The sequence below is a fragment of the Halomonas sp. EF61 genome, from assembly GCF_040147045.1.
Lineage (GTDB): Bacteria > Pseudomonadota > Gammaproteobacteria > Pseudomonadales > Halomonadaceae > Halomonas > Halomonas litopenaei.
The window spans coordinates 713,638-730,913 of sequence record NZ_JAMSHM010000001.1; the positions used below are offsets into that span (position 1 = coordinate 713,638).

General features: G+C 65.0%; 17 protein-coding genes. 11 read left to right on the top strand and 6 right to left on the bottom strand.

Annotated elements, in window-relative coordinates:
* Window positions 1–122: 122 nt before the first annotated feature.
* From NFI08_RS03045 to NFI08_RS03065, 5 genes are read left to right on the top strand one after another with little or no spacing between them, the layout of a single operon-like run.
* Entirely contained in the window at window positions 123–935 is an 813-nt protein-coding gene (locus tag NFI08_RS03045) for an SDR family NAD(P)-dependent oxidoreductase (protein WP_253554192.1), read from the top strand.
* On the top strand, window positions 932–2,263 hold the full coding sequence (locus NFI08_RS03050) for an NAD(P)/FAD-dependent oxidoreductase (protein WP_349587143.1): 1,332 nt from the start codon (window positions 932–934) through the stop codon (window positions 2,261–2,263). The genes NFI08_RS03045 and NFI08_RS03050 overlap by 4 nt, the downstream gene beginning before the upstream one ends.
* Window positions 2,260–3,069, top strand: a complete 810-nt coding sequence (locus tag NFI08_RS03055; RefSeq protein ID WP_349587146.1) for a DUF1365 domain-containing protein — start codon at window positions 2,260–2,262, stop codon at window positions 3,067–3,069. The genes NFI08_RS03050 and NFI08_RS03055 overlap by 4 nt, the downstream gene beginning before the upstream one ends.
* Window positions 3,066–4,334 carry an SAM-dependent methyltransferase gene (locus NFI08_RS03060; protein ID WP_045990824.1) on the top strand — a complete coding sequence of 423 codons (1,269 nt, stop codon included), beginning with the start codon at window positions 3,066–3,068 and terminating at the stop codon, window positions 4,332–4,334. The genes NFI08_RS03055 and NFI08_RS03060 overlap by 4 nt, the downstream gene beginning before the upstream one ends.
* Window positions 4,335–4,345: 11 nt before the next feature.
* Entirely contained in the window at window positions 4,346–4,846 is a 501-nt protein-coding gene (locus tag NFI08_RS03065; protein ID WP_222569678.1) for a DUF2878 family protein, read from the top strand.
* Between the two features lie 19 nt (window positions 4,847–4,865).
* Here the strand turns inward: NFI08_RS03065 and NFI08_RS03070 are convergent, their stop codons facing one another.
* Window positions 4,866–6,722, bottom strand: a complete 1,857-nt coding sequence (locus NFI08_RS03070) for a putative bifunctional diguanylate cyclase/phosphodiesterase (RefSeq protein WP_045990826.1) — start codon at window positions 6,720–6,722, stop codon at window positions 4,866–4,868.
* Between the two features lie 222 nt (window positions 6,723–6,944).
* Between NFI08_RS03070 and fabA the strand changes: the two genes are divergently transcribed.
* The 4 genes from fabA to NFI08_RS03090 all read left to right on the top strand — a co-directional run bounded on the left by fabA (window position 6,945) and on the right by NFI08_RS03090 (window position 10,390).
* Window positions 6,945–7,460: a 3-hydroxyacyl-[acyl-carrier-protein] dehydratase FabA gene (gene fabA / locus NFI08_RS03075; RefSeq protein ID WP_045990827.1), complete on the top strand. Its 516-nt coding sequence runs from the start codon at window positions 6,945–6,947 to the stop codon at window positions 7,458–7,460.
* A gap of 13 nt (window positions 7,461–7,473) precedes the next feature.
* Window positions 7,474–8,691 carry a beta-ketoacyl-ACP synthase I gene (gene fabB, locus NFI08_RS03080; protein WP_045990828.1) on the top strand — a complete coding sequence of 406 codons (1,218 nt, stop codon included), beginning with the start codon at window positions 7,474–7,476 and terminating at the stop codon, window positions 8,689–8,691.
* A gap of 292 nt (window positions 8,692–8,983) precedes the next feature.
* Window positions 8,984–9,739: a metalloprotease LoiP gene (gene loiP / locus NFI08_RS03085; RefSeq protein WP_349587153.1), complete on the top strand. Its 756-nt coding sequence runs from the start codon at window positions 8,984–8,986 to the stop codon at window positions 9,737–9,739.
* Between the two features lie 87 nt (window positions 9,740–9,826).
* Window positions 9,827–10,390 carry a PH domain-containing protein gene (locus NFI08_RS03090; RefSeq protein WP_108133428.1) on the top strand — a complete coding sequence of 188 codons (564 nt, stop codon included), beginning with the start codon at window positions 9,827–9,829 and terminating at the stop codon, window positions 10,388–10,390.
* A gap of 72 nt (window positions 10,391–10,462) precedes the next feature.
* Here the strand turns inward: NFI08_RS03090 and NFI08_RS03095 are convergent, their stop codons facing one another.
* From NFI08_RS03095 to NFI08_RS03105, 3 genes are all read right to left on the bottom strand, one after another.
* The gene (locus tag NFI08_RS03095) at window positions 10,463–11,218 is read right to left on the bottom strand and encodes a lysophospholipid acyltransferase family protein (RefSeq protein ID WP_045990830.1); all 756 of its coding nucleotides are present in this window, start codon (window positions 11,216–11,218) and stop codon (window positions 10,463–10,465) included.
* Window positions 11,215–12,111, bottom strand: a complete 897-nt coding sequence (locus NFI08_RS03100) for a sugar nucleotide-binding protein (protein WP_108133427.1) — start codon at window positions 12,109–12,111, stop codon at window positions 11,215–11,217. Before NFI08_RS03100 ends, NFI08_RS03095 begins: the two co-directional genes overlap by 4 nt.
* 235 nt (window positions 12,112–12,346) lie before the next feature.
* Window positions 12,347–13,120 (bottom strand): TSUP family transporter, encoded by a 774-nt coding sequence (locus tag NFI08_RS03105; RefSeq protein ID WP_349587158.1) that lies wholly within the window; start codon window positions 13,118–13,120, stop codon window positions 12,347–12,349.
* A gap of 204 nt (window positions 13,121–13,324) precedes the next feature.
* On the opposite strand from NFI08_RS03105, the gene NFI08_RS03110 reads away from it, so the two are divergent.
* Both NFI08_RS03110 and nadE read left to right on the top strand, forming a co-directional pair.
* Window positions 13,325–13,849 (top strand): CinA family protein, encoded by a 525-nt coding sequence (locus NFI08_RS03110; protein WP_045990833.1) that lies wholly within the window; start codon window positions 13,325–13,327, stop codon window positions 13,847–13,849.
* A gap of 26 nt (window positions 13,850–13,875) precedes the next feature.
* Window positions 13,876–14,706, top strand: a complete 831-nt coding sequence (nadE, locus tag NFI08_RS03115; RefSeq protein WP_349587163.1) for an NAD(+) synthase — start codon at window positions 13,876–13,878, stop codon at window positions 14,704–14,706.
* A 193-nt stretch (window positions 14,707–14,899) separates the two neighbouring features.
* On the opposite strand, the gene ssb is transcribed toward nadE, so the two are convergent.
* Together ssb and NFI08_RS03125 are read right to left on the bottom strand one after the other, a co-directional pair.
* Window positions 14,900–15,565 (bottom strand): single-stranded DNA-binding protein, encoded by a 666-nt coding sequence (ssb, locus tag NFI08_RS03120; protein ID WP_349587166.1) that lies wholly within the window; start codon window positions 15,563–15,565, stop codon window positions 14,900–14,902.
* Window positions 15,566–15,832: 267 nt separating this feature from the next.
* On the bottom strand, window positions 15,833–17,218 hold the full coding sequence (locus tag NFI08_RS03125; RefSeq protein WP_108133424.1) for an MFS transporter: 1,386 nt from the start codon (window positions 17,216–17,218) through the stop codon (window positions 15,833–15,835).
* Window positions 17,219–17,276 lie beyond the last annotated feature (58 nt).

Genomic DNA, 17,276 nt, shown 5'->3' on the forward strand with positions numbered 1-17,276 from the left:
GAATTCTGATCCGACCTTGTACAACAAGAGTGAGTCTCGACAAGCGTGAATCGCAGCGAGCTTGAATCGAGCCCACAGCAAGCTCAGACAGCAAGGCCGCACCGCAAAAGGAGCGACAGTAGATGGCACGCGACCCCAACCCTCAGCGCATCTGGCTGACCGGCGCCACCTCCGGCATCGGCGAGGCACTGGCACGACGCCTGCTCGACGATGGCCATCGCGTCGCCCTGACCTCGCGCGGCAAGGCTGGCCTGGAACGACTGGCCAAGGATCACGAGAATGCCATGCCGGTCCCCGCCGACATCACCGACCGCGCGTCGATGCAGGAGGCCGCCGCACGCATCGACGAGGCCTTCGACGGCCTCGACATGGTGATCTTCAACGCCGGGACCTGCGTCTACCTCGACGGCGGCCGCGTCGACACCACTCTGGTTCGCGACAACTTCGAACCCAACTTCTTCGGCACCATCCATGGCATCGAGGTGGCTCTGCCGCTGTTGCACAAGGCCCGACGCCAGGGTGCCCGCCCGCAGATCGTGGCGACGTCCAGTGCCTCGGCCTATCTGGCGCTTCCGCGTGCCGAAGCCTACGGCGCGTCCAAGGCGGCACTGAGCTACTTTCTCGAGTCGCTGCGACTCGACCTGGCCCATCAAGGCATCGACGTCAGCGTCATCCACCCCGGCTTCGTCAAGACGCCGTTGACCGAACGCAACGACTTCCCCATGCCCATGGCGGTCACGCCGGAACAGGCGGCCAAGGCGATCTTCGAAGGACTGTCGGCACGCCGACGGGACATCCACTTCCCGCGGCGCTTCACCTACCTGCTCAAGCTCATGGGCATCCTGCCCCTGCGGCTGAGGATCGCCCTGGGCAAGCGCCTGGTCAGGCGCGAAGACGATGACGATTCCACCCCCCACAAGGAACGCAACCAATGACTCGCCTTCAACCGCCGCTCGAGGCCCAGCGCATCGCGGTGATCGGTGGGGGTATCAGCGGCCTGGCCGCCGCCCGCTACTTGAGCGCGCGTCACCAGGTGACGCTGTTCGAGGCCGCCGACCGGCTGGGGGGACACACCGCTACCGTGGATGTCAGCCTGGACGGACGGGACTACGCCATCGACACCGGCTTCATCGTCTTCAACGACCGCACCTATCCGCACTTCCAGCGCCTGCTGGCACACCTCGGGGTGAACGCTCAGGCCACCGAGATGAGCTTCTCGGTGCATCGCACCGACCGCGACTTCGAGTACAACGGCCACACCCTGACCTCGCTGTTTGCCCAGCGTCGCAACCTGCTGCGCCCTGCGTTCTACCGCCTGCTGGGCGAGATCCTGCGCTTCAACCGACTGGCCATCGCCGATCTGGCGCGACCGGGCCAGGATACGTCCAGCGATGCCCTGCTGATGCCCCTTGGCGACTATCTCGATGGCCATGGCTTCAGCGACGACTTTCAGCGCCACTACCTGCTGCCCATGGGGGGCGCCATCTGGTCGGCCAGCCTGGCCGATATCCGCGCCTTTCCCACACGTTTTTTCCTGCGCTTCTTCCACCACCATGGGCTGCTGTCGGTCAACGACAGGCCCCAGTGGTACACCGTGGAAGGGGGATCGCGCGGCTATATCGATGCCATGGTGGCGCCCTACGCCGACGCCATCCGCCTGGCGACGCCGGTGCGCGGTATTCGTCGGGAACACGACGGCGTGGTGCTGCGCACCGATGCCGGCGAGGAACGCTTCGACCAACTGGTGCTGGCCTGCCACGCCGATCAGGCGCTCGGGCTGCTCGACGACCCCAGCCACGCCGAACGCGAGGTGCTGTCGGCGTTGCCCTACGCCGACAACGAGGTGGTACTGCATACCGATACCCGCCTGCTGCCGCGCCGTCGGCGCGCCTGGGCCAGCTGGAACTATCGCCTCGACGGCCGCGGCGACGCTGACCGGGTCTCGGTCACCTACGACATGAATATCCTCCAGCGCCTGAGCGCACCGCACACCTTCTGCGTGACCCTGAACGACGCCGACAGCATCGACCCGGCCAAGGTGCTCGGGCGCTTTCGCTACGCCCATCCCCAGTTCACGGCCCAGGGTAGCCTGGCCCAGGCGCGTCATGCCGAGATCTCCTCTGCGGCGCTGCGTACTCACTTCTGTGGCGCCTACTGGCGCAACGGCTTTCACGAGGATGGCGTATGGAGCGCGCTGCGGGTGGCAAAGGCGCTGGGCTGCGAGGAAAGCGACCATGAGCGGCTGGAGGCGGTGGCACCATGATCGCCAAGCCGCGTTCGCGGATCTACCGCGGCACCCTGCGCCATCGGCGCTTTCTGCCGCGACCCCACGAGTTTGCCTATCGCGTATGGATGGCCTGGCTCGACCTGGAGGAGCTGCCCGAACTGTTCGACCGGGTGCCCGGCTTCAGTGCCCGCAGGCCGGCGCTGGCCCGCTTCAGGCGCGAGGATTACCTGCCGGCACGGGGCAGCGAGATAGCCCTGGCCGACGCCGCCCGGGCCGAGGTCCGCGAGCGCCTGGGCCAGGCGCCCCAGGGCCGCGTCTGCCTGCTGACCCAGCTTGGCTCTCCCTGGGTGTCGTTCAATCCCATCTCGCTCTACTACCTCTACCACGAACCCGACGCCGAGGGACGCGAGCGTCTGGGCGCGATACTCGGTGAAGTCACCAATACCCCCTGGCGCGAGCGCACCCGTTACGCTGCCGCGGTAGACCCCGAGCGTCACAGCCACCGCGCTGAGTTCGACAAGGACCTGCACGTATCGCCCTTTCTGCCCATGGGCATGACCTACCACTGGCGCTTCAACAGCCCGGGGCGTGAGCTAGCCATGCACATGGAGACCTGGCGGGATGGCCAGCGCCACTTCGATGCCACCCTGACCCTGGCAGGCCGGCCGGCTACCCGACCGGCGCTGCTCGCCGGCCTTGCGCGGCAACCCTGGATGGCCACCAAGACCCTGGCGGCCATCCACTGGGAGGCAATCAGGCTGTGGCTCAAGGGCGTCCCGCTGCACGATCACCCACCGCCGGCCGAAGGCCTCTCATCCAGATCCGAGGAGACTCCGTCTTGACCACACTCAGGAGCGAACAAGGCGTCACCATCAGCCGACGCGGCGACAGGCTCAGCCACTGGCTCAAGCCTCGGGTGCTGGCGCAATTGGGCCAACTACGCCACGGCAGCATCACCCTTGTCGACGGCCATGAGCGCCATCAGCTTGGGGAACAGGGGGAACTGAGCGTAACCCTGGTGGTACGCCGCAGTCGGGTGTGGAAGCGCATGGCGCTGGGCGGCACCCTGGGGGCGGCAGAAGCCTACATGGACGGTGACTGGGACGTGGACGATCTGGTCGGACTGGTGCGTCTGTTTGCGCGCAACATCGACCGGGTCAATGACGATGTGGAAGGCGGCCTGGCCGGCCTGGGACGCGCCCTGCTGTCCACGCTGCTGCGTCTGCAGCGCAATACCCGCAAGGGCTCCCGGCGCCATATTGCGGCCCACTACGACATCGGCAATGACCTGTTCGCGACCTTTCTGGACCGTGAACACTGGATGTACTCCAGTGCCATCTTCCCCTCCCCGGAGGCTACCCTCGAGCAGGCCTCGACCCACAAGCTCGATGTCATGCTCGACAAGCTGGACGTCAGGCCTCACCACCACCTGCTGGAGATCGGCACCGGCTGGGGCGGACTCGCGATCCATGCCGCCCGTACCCGCGGCTGCAGGGTGACCACCACCACCATCTCCCGCGAGCAATACGAGCATACCGCTCGCCGCCTGGCCGAGGAGGGACTCGAGGACCAGGTCACCCTGCTCAACAAGGACTACCGCGAACTTAGCGGGCGCTATGACCGGCTGATTTCGGTGGAGATGGTGGAGGCGGTCGGCGCCGACTACCTGCCGCGCTACCTCAAGACCCTGGACCAGTTGCTGGCGCCCCAGGGGCTGGCGTTGCTGCAGGCCATCACCGTACGTGACCAGCGCTATGAAGCGGCGCGCAGAGAGATGGACTTCATCAAGCGCTACATCTTTCCCGGTGGTTTTCTGCCATCGCCCACGGTACTGCTGCAGAACCTGACGAAACACACCTCGATGAACCTGGTCGATCTGGATGATATCGGCCCGCACTACGCCCGCACCCTGCGTGAGTGGCGCCAGCGTTTCGAGGCGAGCCTCGATCAGGTCGGCAAGCTGGGCTACGACGAGCGTTTTGTGCGCATGTGGCGCTACTATCTGTGCTACTGCGAGGCGGGTTTCGCGGAGCGCACCATCAGCACCTGCCACCTGTTGCTGGCCAAGCCCGATGCGCGGCCGCGAACTCGGCTCGGCAAGCCGTGATCAGGGGACCGATGCCCCCCCGCTGGCAGGCCTCGCTGCTCAATGTGGCGGGCTTCCAGCTGGGCTGGTTCGGCTGTGTGCTGATGGGCGCCTGGGCCGGCGGAGCCATTGCCCTGGCGGTGATCGTGGCTCACCTGCGCTGGTTGGCCAAGCCCGGAGAATGGCGCTGGTTGCTGGGGTTTCTGCTGGCTGGGGTCGTGATCGATGGCTCGCTGGCGGCGTTGGGCGGCTATCGCTTCGACCCGCAGAGCCCGAGCCTCGGTCCGCTGGCGTTGTGGCTGCTGTGGCTATGGCCGCTGTTCGCCACCCTGATTCATCACTCGCTGGAGTGGCTATGGGCGCGCCCCTGGCTCGCCGCCCTCGGCGGCCTGATCGGCGGCCCCTCGTCCTACCTGGGCGGCGCGGCACTGGCGGGCGTCGAGCTGGCCGACTGGCTGCTGCCGACCCAGGCGCTGATCTGGGCCTCGCTGTGCCTGGTCATCGGCATCGGCCTGCGTCGGCGCTCTGGCTGAACAAGGGCGGAAGACGCCATCAGGCCACCGCCTGACGGGTATTGGCCTCTTGACGGGTAGCGCTTTCCCGCCACAGGGCTTCGAGCTCGTGGGCCGGCATCGGCCGGGCGTAGAAGTACCCCTGCACCTCATCACAACCGGCCTGGCGCAGGTAGTCGCGCTGTTCTGCGGTTTCGACGCCCTCGGCCAGTATCTCCAGTGACAACCCTCGGGCCATCGCCGTGACCGCGTTGACGATGGCAGCATCGGCGCTGTCACCCGGCAGCGCCTTGATGAAGGCACGATCCAGCTTGAGCTTGTCCAGCGGCAACTCCTTGAGATAGCCCAGCGACGAATAGCCGGTACCGAAGTCGTCGAGGGCGATGCGATGGCCCAGGTCACGCAATCGCTCCAGGCGCGGCACGATATCGCCGCCACGATCGTCCAGCAGCACCGACTCGGTCAGCTCGAGCCCCAGCCACTGGGACGCCACGTCATGGCGCGCGCGGCCGGTGGCCAGGGTCTTCTCCAGGTCGCCCTGGAACAGCTGCATCGCCGAGATGTTGATCCACACCGGCAGCGGCGATAGCCCCCGCGAGCGCCAGTGGGCGAGCTGGGTCAAGGCCTGATGAATCACCCAGTCACCCAGCGGCGCCATCAGTCCATGACGCTCCGCCAGGGGGATGAACTCCGCCGGGGAGATCATCCCGTCGCGGGGATGTCGCCAGCGCAGCAAGGCCTCCATGCCGATCATGGCGTCATCGGCGAGGCGATGTTGCGGCTGGTAGTGAAGCTCCAGCTGTCCTCCCTGCGCCAGCGCTTCCCGCAGGTCATTGAGCAGCGTCAGATTGGGACCGTCACCGACGTCCAGGGCAGGCCGAAAGCGCTGGCAGCAATTACCGCCATGGCGGCGGGCGGACGCCAGCGCCGCCTCCATGCGCTGAAACAGCACGCCATCATCGTTGCCGTCTTCCGGGGCACGACAGCTGCCGATGGTAATGCCGAGCCTCAAGGTGCTGCCGTCGATCTCGAACGGCTCCCCCAGATGGCTCCTCAAGCCCTCGACCCAGCGCTCGTGATCGTCGTAGGTAGTGGTACGCAGGACCATGAATTCGTCCCCGCCCAGCCGCCCGACCACACCGCCGGCCACATGCCCGGCCAGGCGCTTGCCGAAACGTGCCAGCAATCGATCACCGGCGCTGACACCGAGGCCGTCGTTGATCTCCTTGAAACCATCGATATCGATCAGCGCCAGATCCAGACACTCACCGGCACGCAGATGACGCAGACGCGAGGCCAGCAATTCATGAAGACGGAAACGGTTGGGAAGCCCGGTCAGCGGGTCTTCCCGACCGATCCGCCTGAGGTCCTGCTCCCGGGCCTTGCGCAGCGAGATATCGGTAAAGGTGGCGATATGGTGCTCGGCGCGGCCATGGGGGTCGGTGATCACCTGGACCTCCAGCCACATGGGGTACTCGCTGCCATCCTTGCGTCGCTGCCACAGCTCGCCTTCCCAGCGACCGGCGCTGATCAGCGCCTGCCAGAAGCGCTCGAAGAAGGCGCTATCATGGCGCGCCGCCGCCAGGTTGCTGGCGCTGAGGCCGGCCACCTCGGACAGCTCGAACCCCGAGAGCTCGGTAAAGGCCGGGTTGACCGCCTGGATACGGTGCTGGTCGTCGGTGATCATCACCGCCTCACCCGACTGTCGCATCACCTGCTCGGTCAACCGCGAGCGACGCTGCTCGAGCTTCACCTGACGCCAGCCGTCCCACATGGCCACCGCCATCAGCAACAGCGCACCGAGCCTGAGCGAGACGCTCGGCAGCCACAGGACGGCTGACATCGCCGAGAGCCCGAGCCAGATCAGCGGGCGATTGAAAGATAACCGAGGCCACATGGTCGAATTGGACTCCCGCGATAGAGAACGCGAAAAAAGTGTGCTGTCGTTATCGGCGCTTTGCCCGGAATCTGTAGTGTCAAAGCAGACTTTCTGTCTACCACGACCATGATCGAAGGCCCACGGGGTGCATTCAGCCCCCACGAACAGTAGACTAGGCAGGCCGCATGGCGGCAGATTGCCGTGCGCGGCGTACATCACTTCGACTCTCGGAACGCTCCAGTGACCAAGCAACACTCTTTTGATCGCGATGAACTGCTGGCTTGCAGCCGCGGTGAGCTGTTCGGCCCGGGCAATGCCCAGCTGCCGGCCCCCAACATGCTGATGCTCGACCGCATCACGCGCATTTACGAAGAGGGTGGCGAGTACGGAAAGGGCGAACTGATCGCCGAGCTCGATATCCGCCCTGACCTGTGGTTCTTCGATTGCCACTTTCCGGGCGACCCCGTCATGCCCGGCTGCCTCGGCCTCGATGCCATGTGGCAGCTGGTGGGCTTCTACCTCGGTTGGCTCGGTCACCCCGGACGCGGCCGGGCGCTGGGCTGCGGCGAGGTCAAGTTCAGCGGGCAGATCATGCCTGACGCCCAGAAGGTCACCTACCGCATCAATATCAAGCGCGTCATCACCCGCCGCCTGATTCTGGGCATGGCGGACGGCACCGTTTCCGTCGATGGCCGCGATATCTATCAGGCCAACGACCTGCGTGTCGGCCTGTTCACCTCCACCGCGAATTTCTGATCAGGAGGCTCCCATGCGACGAGTGGTAGTCACCGGTCTGGGCATCGTGTCGTGCCTGGGCAATGACCGGCAACAGGTACTCGAGGCACTCAAGAACGGCCAGTCCGGCATTCGTTTCAAGGAAGAATACGCCGAGCGTGGCTTCCGCAGCCACGTCGCCGGCGTGGTCGACATCGACCTGGACGAACTGGTGGACCGCAAGCTGCGCCGCTTCATGGGTGACGCTGCGGCCTACGCCTATGTCTCCATGGCCCAGGCCATCGAGGATTCCGGCCTCACGCCCGAGCAGGTGTCCAACGAACGTACCGGCTTGATCGCCGGGTCCGGCGGCGCCTCCAGCGCCAACCAGGTGGAGGCCGCCGACGTGATGCGCGAGAAGGGTCTGCGCCGTGTGGGCCCCTACCGGGTCACCCGCACCATGGGCAGCACCGTCTCGGCCTGTCTGGCGACCCCGTTCAAGATCAAGGGCGTGAACTACTCCATCTCTTCTGCCTGCGCCACCTCTGCCCACTGTATCGGTTCCGCCATGGAACAGATCCAGCTCGGCAAGCAGGACGTGGTATTCGCCGGCGGCGGCGAGGAGGAGCACTGGACGCTGTCGTGCCTGTTCGACGCCATGGGTGCGCTGTCGACCAGCTACAACGACGACCCGCAGACCGCCTCTCGCCCCTATGACAAGAGCCGCGACGGCTTCGTCATCGCCGGCGGCGGCGGCATGCTGGTGCTTGAAGAGCTCGAGCACGCCAAGGCTCGCGGCGCCAAGATCTACGCCGAGGTGGTCGGCTACGGCGCCACCTCCGACGGCAAGGACATGGTCGCACCGTCAGGTGAAGGCGCCATTCGCTGCATGCGCCAGGCCATGGCCAGCGTCGACGGCGACATCGACTACATCAACACCCACGGCACCTCCACGCCGGTGGGCGATGTGGCCGAGCTCAAGGCGGTGCGCGAGGTCTTCGGCGACAGCACCCCGGCGATGAGTTCCACCAAGTCTCTGACCGGGCATTCCCTGGGCGCCACCGGCGTGCAGGAAGCGATCTACTCGCTGTTGATGATGGAGAACGACTTCATCGCCGCCTCGGCCAACGTCAGCGACCTGGACGACGAGGCCCAGGGCTTCGATATCGTCACCAGCCGCCGTGATGGCGTGAAGCTGGATCGCGTACTGTCCAACAGCTTCGGCTTCGGCGGTACCAATGCCTGTCTGGTGCTGCAGCGCTTCAACGACTGATCCAGCCCGGCCAGGTAGTAACACGACGGCGCCCCTCGGGGCGCCGTCGTTGTTTGTGGATTGCGCTATTCCCACTACCAGGGAGAGCAAGACGATATTGCTGACAAAGTGTTGTCTGAAAAACACGAAAAATGGGTAGGTTTGTTGCGCTGCAATAGCGCGTGCTACAACTCCGAACACGGTCAGCTTGCGCTCCAGAAACTCCCGTCGCGATCCTGCGCGCGCAACCGCCGATCAGGACCTTGTCCTGCAGGAACCATCCCGACTCCCTCTTTCATCAAGGATGATGAGCATGAACCTACGCCTTACGCTTTCTGTCGCCGTGCTTGGCTGCACCACCCTGCTGACCGGCTGCGAGAACATGTCCACCGACAGCATGATCAACACCGGGCTCGCCGGCTTCAACGCCGCCACCATCAGCGACGCCGAGGTCAAGGCCATGTCTGACCAGAGCTGCCAGCAGATGGACAGCCAATCCGTCCTGGCGTCGCCCGACTCTGAGTATGCACAGCGCCTGGAACGCATTGCCGACCGCCTGGGCCACCAGATCGAAGGCACCCCGGTCAACTACAAGGTCTACATGACCGACGACATCAACGCCTGGGCCATGGCCAACGGCTGCGTGCGTGTCTACAGCGGGCTGATGGACATGATGAACGACAACGAGATCGAGGGTGTGCTGGGTCATGAACTGGGTCACGTGGCCCAGGGGCATAGCCGCAAGGCCATGCAGACGGCCTACGCCACCTCGATCGCCAGAGACGCCATGGCGGCATCCGGCAACAGCGCGATGGCGACCCTGTCAGACTCTCAACTGGGTGACCTGAGCGAGAAGTTCATCAACGCCCAATTCTCCCAGAGTCAGGAAAGCGACGCCGACAACTTCTCCTTTGATCTACTGACCGAGCGAGACATTCCTCGCGAGGGCCTGATGACCGGCTTCCAGAAGTTCGCCGAGCTCGACGGCGGCGAAAGCAGCCTGATGTCGTCACACCCGGGCTCCAAGGAACGCGCCGACAATATTCGCGAGCGCCTGGCCAACGGCTAGTACTGGCGATAGGTGGCAGCTTCAGCCCTTGCGTGCTCGGAGCTGCCGCACTCGCTTGGCCCGCACCAACGACAAAAGGAGAAGACCATGAGCGACAGCACCTCGAATGAAAGCGTTATCGCAACGCTGAAGCCTTCGATTCTGGCGGGAGTGGGTTCGCTGATAGTTGGATTGTTGCTCGCATCGATTGGAACGTTATTCGCAAAGCAAATCTGGCGATTTTTTTATGAGATATACATCGGCATATACTACGGGGACCCATTGTTTCCTCTGAAAGAATCACATGTTGTTATTGCGCTTTGGGCGATCTGTCTTATTATCCCCATCTGCAAGATCATTGGCTTGGCCAACACCAAGTTTGATATCACACCGCGCCGAGTCTACTACTATCACGGCGTCTTGAATCGCCGCGTGGATCAGTTGGAGATCGCACGCATCCGCGACCTGTCGACATCAGAGCCTTTGCTGCTCAGGCTCTTTGGTTTGGGCAACCTGATACTGCTGACGGCAGACCGGACCCATCCGCAACAACTTATTCCCGGCATCAAGGACGTCCACGGCATGCGAGAGCGTGTACATGACCTGAGCGTTGCCGAAAGACAGCGGACAGGCTATCAGGAGATGGAAAACACCACCGAAGCGACGGCTTGACCGCCTTTTCTTTCGGCGATCGGCGATGATGCCGAGCGCCCCAAGACCGGCCCCAGTGGGGCCGGATCGCGTTCAGCGACTGACACTGCGCGCCAGTTCTTCGGGCGCGGGCCTCGGCACGCTGGAGATCTCTTCCAGGCGCGCCTCGATCCAGGCTTCGGTCTCGACCAGCACCTCTTCAGGGGTGCGTCCTTCGGTGGCGATGGGCTCGCCCACCACCAGCGAGATGCGGCCAGGCCGCTTGATCCAGTCACGCCCCGGCCAGCATTCGCCGGCGTTGTGGGCCACCGGCACCACCGGCACCCCGGCGCGACAGGCGATCACCGCCCCACTCTTGTTGTAGCGGCGACGCTTGCCTGGCTCTACCCGGGTTCCCTCGGGAAAGATCAGCACCGACAACCCCTCCTTGAGCCGCTGGCCTCCCTGGCTCAGTACCTGGCGCATGGCCCGGGCAGGCTTGGAGCGGTCCAGGGCGATGGGGTGCAACAGGCGCAGCCCCCAGCCAAAGATCGGAAAGTTCAACAGTTCCTTCTTGAGCACCGTGCACACCGGAGGCTTGAGCAACTGCAGGTAGACGGTTTCCCACTCGCACTGGTGATTGGACAGGATCACCACCGGCCCATCGGGCAGTTTTTCACGCCCCTTCATCTCGTAGCGCACCCCGCACACCAGGCTGAACCAGGCGATGATGAAGTGGTTGTAGAGGTTGAGCAGCCGATAGCGCGAGCGCAGTGGCAGCAGCGGCGCCGGCGGCAGAAACAGCAAGCCACACACCAGCATCGCGGCAAAATAGCCAATATAGAAGATCACGCTGCGCAGCAGATTCATGCGTCCTTCCCCTGACTCGTCGCCTGGCAGGCCACGTCTTCCCGCGCCCGACACCAAGTGTCGAGCATGCGCCCCACCTCGAGCCGCCAGGGCTTCTGATGTACCCCGAACACTTCCAGCACCCGGCGACAGTTGAGTACCCGGCGCAGCGGCTGATCATGGTGGTGGCTGAGCGCCTTCACCTCGCCCAGCGCGATGTTTTCGCCCTGGCCTTCCAGACGCGTGCCCAACTGGGTGCGCACCATGCACACGAAGGTGTAGGCGCTGACCGGCTCTACCCCGGCCAGGTGGTAGCTGCCCCAGGCATTGGCGCCGCAGGCCTGCTGCTGCAGCATGCCGATCAGCGCCATGGCCACGGCATCAGCGGACGTCGGGCACAGGGTCACGTCGGTCTCGGCGGGCACGGTGCCGCCATCGATCAGGGTATCGAGCAGTTCGCCGAGCCAGGCGTGGCTACCCTCCAGCGCGAACATGGGACCGACCCGCACGATCAGGTGCTCGGGGCACTCGGCACGGATACGGTCGCCCGTCGCCACCAGCCGGCGCAGCCCCTCATCCCGAGGCGCCGGAATCACGTGCTCGTCGATGGGCGAATCGTGGCCATCCTCGTAGAGCTGGTCACAGACGCACCACACCAGCGGTATGCCGACGTCACGGCACGCCTCCATGCAGGCCTCGACCGCCTCGGCGTGTTCGACCACCGCGGCGGGCGGCACGCTGAAGGGGCGCGACAAGGGGGGAATGATCAGCGCGTCCGGCGCCAGCGTACGCAGCGCTTCAGGATCCACGCGGGTCGCGGGATCGATCACCAGCTCGGTATCACCGCGCCGATTGCTTTCCCGCGCCAGGGCCAGGGACAGACAATGCCCGGCGTCCAGAATCAGCAGCTTCACGACGACTCCTCGTCCATGAGAGCGCCGCACGAGACTCGTACGACGCCCTGGCGTTACGGCCGGTGTCCAGACGCTGCGACAAGAATAGCGGCGAGAACCACCGCTCGCACATCACGCCCGAGGACACCAAAGGGCCATATTCTACACCAACTGCTCATCGATCAGCGCCCCTCTTGGAGGTAGCAGACTCTCGCCATCCATCGAGGTGGAAACGTCTGGCTGCCGGTTGGCGCGATCAGCCGACGCTGGTCGCAAGGCCCACCAGGCTGACCGCCACCAGCACCACCCCGAGCACCCGGAAGAACACCTCGGAGCGAGCACCTAGCAGCGCCTGGTGGACCCGCTCACCGAGTACATGGCCCACCATGGCGCAGGGCAACAGCCACAGGTGATGCTCGAGCTGCAGGTCCACTCCGGCGATGATGAAGGACACCATCTTGATCACCACCAGAATGAACCACAGCACAAACAGGGTGTCGCGCAACTGGTGCTTGGCCACGTGGGAGGCGAATACCGCGACGATCAGCGGAGCGCCGATCAGCGATGCCCCGCTGACGTAGCCGCCCAGCGCCAGCAGCACCACGTCCACCGTCTTGCTGCGGCTACGAAAGGGGCGATTGAGGGCGTAGCTAGCGCCGTAGACGATCACGATCACGAAGATCACCGCCGTCATCAGCTCAGCCGGCAGGGTCAAGAGGCCAACCACGCCGATCAGCTTGGGCACGATCATGATCGCCAGCGCGCGCTTCAAGTAGCGCCAGTCGATATTGCTGTCGCCGCTGTTGCCGGCCTGCTGGATCTGACGATGGCCACGCCAGGCGATCCAGCTCGAGAAAATCAGCAGATGCACCGCCACCAGCGGCAGGAACACCAGTGGCTCATCGAGCACCAGCAGCAGGAAGGGCAGCGCCAGCACCGCCCCACCGAACCCCAGACTGGAGCGCACGAAACCGCTCCAGCAGAAGATCAGCCCGATCAACGCGTACTGGTACCACAACAGATCCTGCATCCGCCGCTCCCTCTGGATCACCACTAAAATTATTTGTCTGCTTATCACTTTAGCCTGTCTGGCTGCACGGCAACATAAGACATCAGTGGAGATAGAGAGGCATCCGTCTCGCAAGGAGTGGGTTGGAAGACCCGGCCTTCAGCCCCTATGCTGAATTTGCCAAAACGAGCATTTCCCACTCTCATCCTCGCAGGAGAGCACGCCATGGAATGGCTGGAAGATCTTGTCGACTACCTGACCGAGCACGACATCAAGCTGGCCACCGCGGAGTCCTGCACCGCCGGTCTGATCGCCTCGGAACTGGCCCGCGTACCTGGCAGCGGCCAGGTCATCGACAGCGGACTGGCCGTCTACTCGCCCGAGGCCAAGAACCGCTACCTCGGGATCCCCTTCGAGACCATCTCGCGCTACGGCCTGACCGGCGAGGAGATCACCCGGGAGATGGTGCTGGGCACCCTGAACAACTCCAACGCCAAGCTGGCGATCGCCAACACCGGCATCGCCGGCCCAGGCGAACCCGAGGATGGACCGCCCAAGGGCACGGTGTGCCTGGGCTGGGGCTTTCGCTACGAGGACAAGATCTACGTGATCACCACCACCGAGCATTTCGACGGGGATCGCAACGAGGTCCGCCTGGCGGCGGCCCATCATGCCCTCAAACGGGTGTGTGACTGGCACCGCGACATTCGCGACGGCAAGCTCGCGCCCTACTGGCGTGAGCACGACTGACACCCCAATCCCGCAAGGAGGCACGGATGACCCACGACGATATCGACCAGTTGCAGCGCATCATCGCGCGTGAACTCGAAGTCCAGCCCGGGGCGGACATCAGGGATGAAATTCAGCGGCGCCAGGCGTTTCTGATCGACCAGCTTCACACCACCGGCCAGCACTGCCTGGTGCTCGGCATCAGTGGCGGCGTGGACTCGACCAGCGCCGGCCTGCTGGCCCAGCGGGCGGTCGAGGCGGCGCGGGAGCGACTGCCCGAAGCACGCTTCATCGCCATGCGCCTGCCCTATGGCGAGCAGCAGGATGATGACGACGCCAGGCAGGCGCTGGACGCGATCCAGCCGGACGAGTGCCTGACGGTCAATATCAAGCCGGCCAGCGACGCCATGCTGGAAGCGCTGGAGCAGGCAGGCCTTGAGTTTCGCGACCAGGCCCATCGCGACTTCGTGATGGGCAATATCAAGGCGCGCCAGCGGATGATCGCCCAGTACGCCGTGGCCGGCGCTCAAGGTGGCCTGGTCATCGGCACCGACCAGGCCGCCGAGGCAGTGATGGGCTTCTACACCAAGCACGGTGACGGCGCCTGCGACCTGGTGCCCCTGGCCGGCCTGACCAAGGGCCAGGTCCGCGACATAGCTGCACAACTGGGCGCCCCGGATACCCTGGTCAACAAGGTACCAACGGCGGACCTGGAGTCACTGCGCCCGCAGTTGAGTGACGAGGAAGCCCTCGGCGTCAGCTACGCCGCCATCGACCGCTTCCTCACCGGCGAGAGCGTCGCCCCCGAGGACGCCGAGCGCATCATCGCCACCTGGCGACGCACCGCCCACAAGCGTGCCATGCCCAGGACGCCCTGATACCCCGGGCACCTGAGGCGAAGCGCCTTGGCCGAAGAGAGACGCTGCAAGAGAAAGAGGCACTGGGCGAGAAGAGGCACTGCACTGATAAGGCGCTGACCAAAAAAGAAGACCCGGAACGCAAGAAGGCCCTGCCGATGCAGGGCCTCCTTGGTTTGCTAATGACGCCATTTGATGGCATCCACAACGGGACTTAGAACGGGATCTCGTCGTCGAAGTCGTCGAAGTTGCCCGGGTCCGGTGCGCCGAAGCCGCCCTTCTGACCACCGCCCTGGTTGGGCGCCTGCTGGGGCGGACGGTTCTGCTGAGCGCCACCCTGCTGGCCGCCACCGAAGTTGCCGCCCTGCTGGGGCTGGCCGCCACCGAAGTTGCCACCCTGCTGGGGCTGGCCACCACCGAAGTTGCCACCCTGCTGGGGCTGACCACCACCGAAGTTGCTACCGCCCTGCTGGGGCTGACCACCGCCGAAGTTGCCGCCGCCCTGAGGGCCGCCGCCGAAGCCGCCACCCTGGCCGCCTTCACCGCGACCATCGAGCATCTGCATGTCGTTGGCGACGATCTCGGTGGAGTAGCGATCCTGGCCGTTCTGGTCCTGCCACTTGCGGGTCTGCAGGCGGCCTTCGATGTACAGCTTCGAGCCCTTCTTGAGGTACTGCTGGGAAATCTCGGCCAGCTTGTTGAACATCACCACCCGGTGCCATTCGGTGCGTTCCTGGCGCTGGCCGCTCTGGCGGTCCATCCAGGTATCGGTGGTCGCGAGGTTCAGGTTGGCCACGGCGGTGCCGGACGGTGTAAAGCGTACCTCCGGATCCTGGCCGAGGTTGCCGATGAGGATGACCTTGTTGACGCCACGGGCCATGGTTGACTCCTTGATGCAGACAATGGGTGCCGGGCCGGCGGGCAGGATAGCTGCCACGCCCCCGGTGACAATCGGTCGGCGTCGATCGGTCGACGCCACAAAAGCGGATGTCGCTACTATACGCGAGATCGAGACGATTCGCCGCCGTGAAGAACGCCTCGGCACTCGAGCGCAGACAGTGTGCGGCGACGTGATGTCGCGACAAGGTGCCGACACTATCTACCGCGACTATCTACCGCGGCTATCTACCGCAACTATCTACCGCTACTAGGAGCGCTGGGTCGAAGAACGGGTCAGCCGCGCCAGCGCCTCGGTGTCCAGGGTGGCGCGATCCACCTTCAAGTAAGCCAGCCGCTCCTCCGGCACCACCAGTACGTCCTCGACCCCGGCGACGGCGGCAAAGCGCGCCATCAGGTTGTCCAGGGTGTCGCTCTCGTGCTCGTCGGCCAGGGCCACCACCTCGCTGGACAGGTGGCGCGGCGCGCGCATGCCGAGCATCAGCACGAACCAGCCAAGCCCCAGCAGCGCTGCTCCCAGGAACACCGCCGACAGCCCGAACTGCTGGGCCAGGAAGCCGCCCATCACGCCACCGAGGAAGGCCCCCAGGAACTGGCTGGTGGAATAGACCCCCATGGCCGTACCCTTGGCCCCGGCCGGCGCCAGCTTGCTGATCATCGACGGCAGGGTGGCCTCGAGCAGGTTGAAGGCGGTAAAGAAGGCCAGCAGCCAGGCGCCCAGGGCTACCAGGCCCGAACCGGCGAGGCCCAGCCCGACCAGACTCAGGGTGATGGTAGCGATGGCACCCAGGCACATCAGCTTCATCTTGCGCTTCTTCTCGGCCACGATCACCAGCGGCACCATGGCGACGAAGGACAGTCCCATCACCACCAGGTAGACCAGGCCATGGCGGGCTTCGACGACGCCGGCATCGACCAGCTTGAACGGCACGGCGGTGAAGATCGCCATCAGGATCAGGTGCAGGCTGAAGATGGAGGCGTCCATGCGCCACAGGTCCATGCGCCCTAGGATACTGGCGAGCTGCCCGCGGTCGAGGCCGACGTCACGATGGCCGCGCCGGCGCGGCGCCGGCGGCACCAGCTTCCACAGCACCAGCATCCCCAGCGCCGCCAGCAGGGCGGTGAAGTAGAACACGCCGGCCAGGCCAAAGTGGCTGGCCACCAGCGGGCCGAGCACCATGGCGACGCCAAAGGCCACGCCGATCGACAGACCGATGGTCGCCATGGCGGCGGTGCGCACCTGCTCGCGGGTCTGGTCGGCCAGAAGCGCCATGATGGCGGCGGCCACCGCACCGCTGCCCTGCAGACTGCGACCGACAATCATCATGGCGATGGAGTCCGCCTGAGCGGCGACCACGCTGCCGATCAGAAACAATCCCAGGCCAGCAGCAATCACCGGCTTGCGCCCGATGCGATCCGACAGCAGACCGAAGGGAATCTGCAGTACCGCCTGGGTCAGGCCATAGACGCCGAGCGCCAGCCCCACCAGCAGAGGGGTGGCCCCGACCAGGTGGTCGGCGTTGAGGGCGAGTACGGGCAACACCATGAACAGCCCGAGCATGCGTGTGGCGTAGAGCCCCGCCAGACCGACGATGGCGCGCCGCTCGGAGGCTAACAAGAGTCTGGCCTTGGACATGAACGAATTCCGGCTTGAGAGCGGGGAGAGAGCCCCGAAGGTGGACCGCATATTCTAG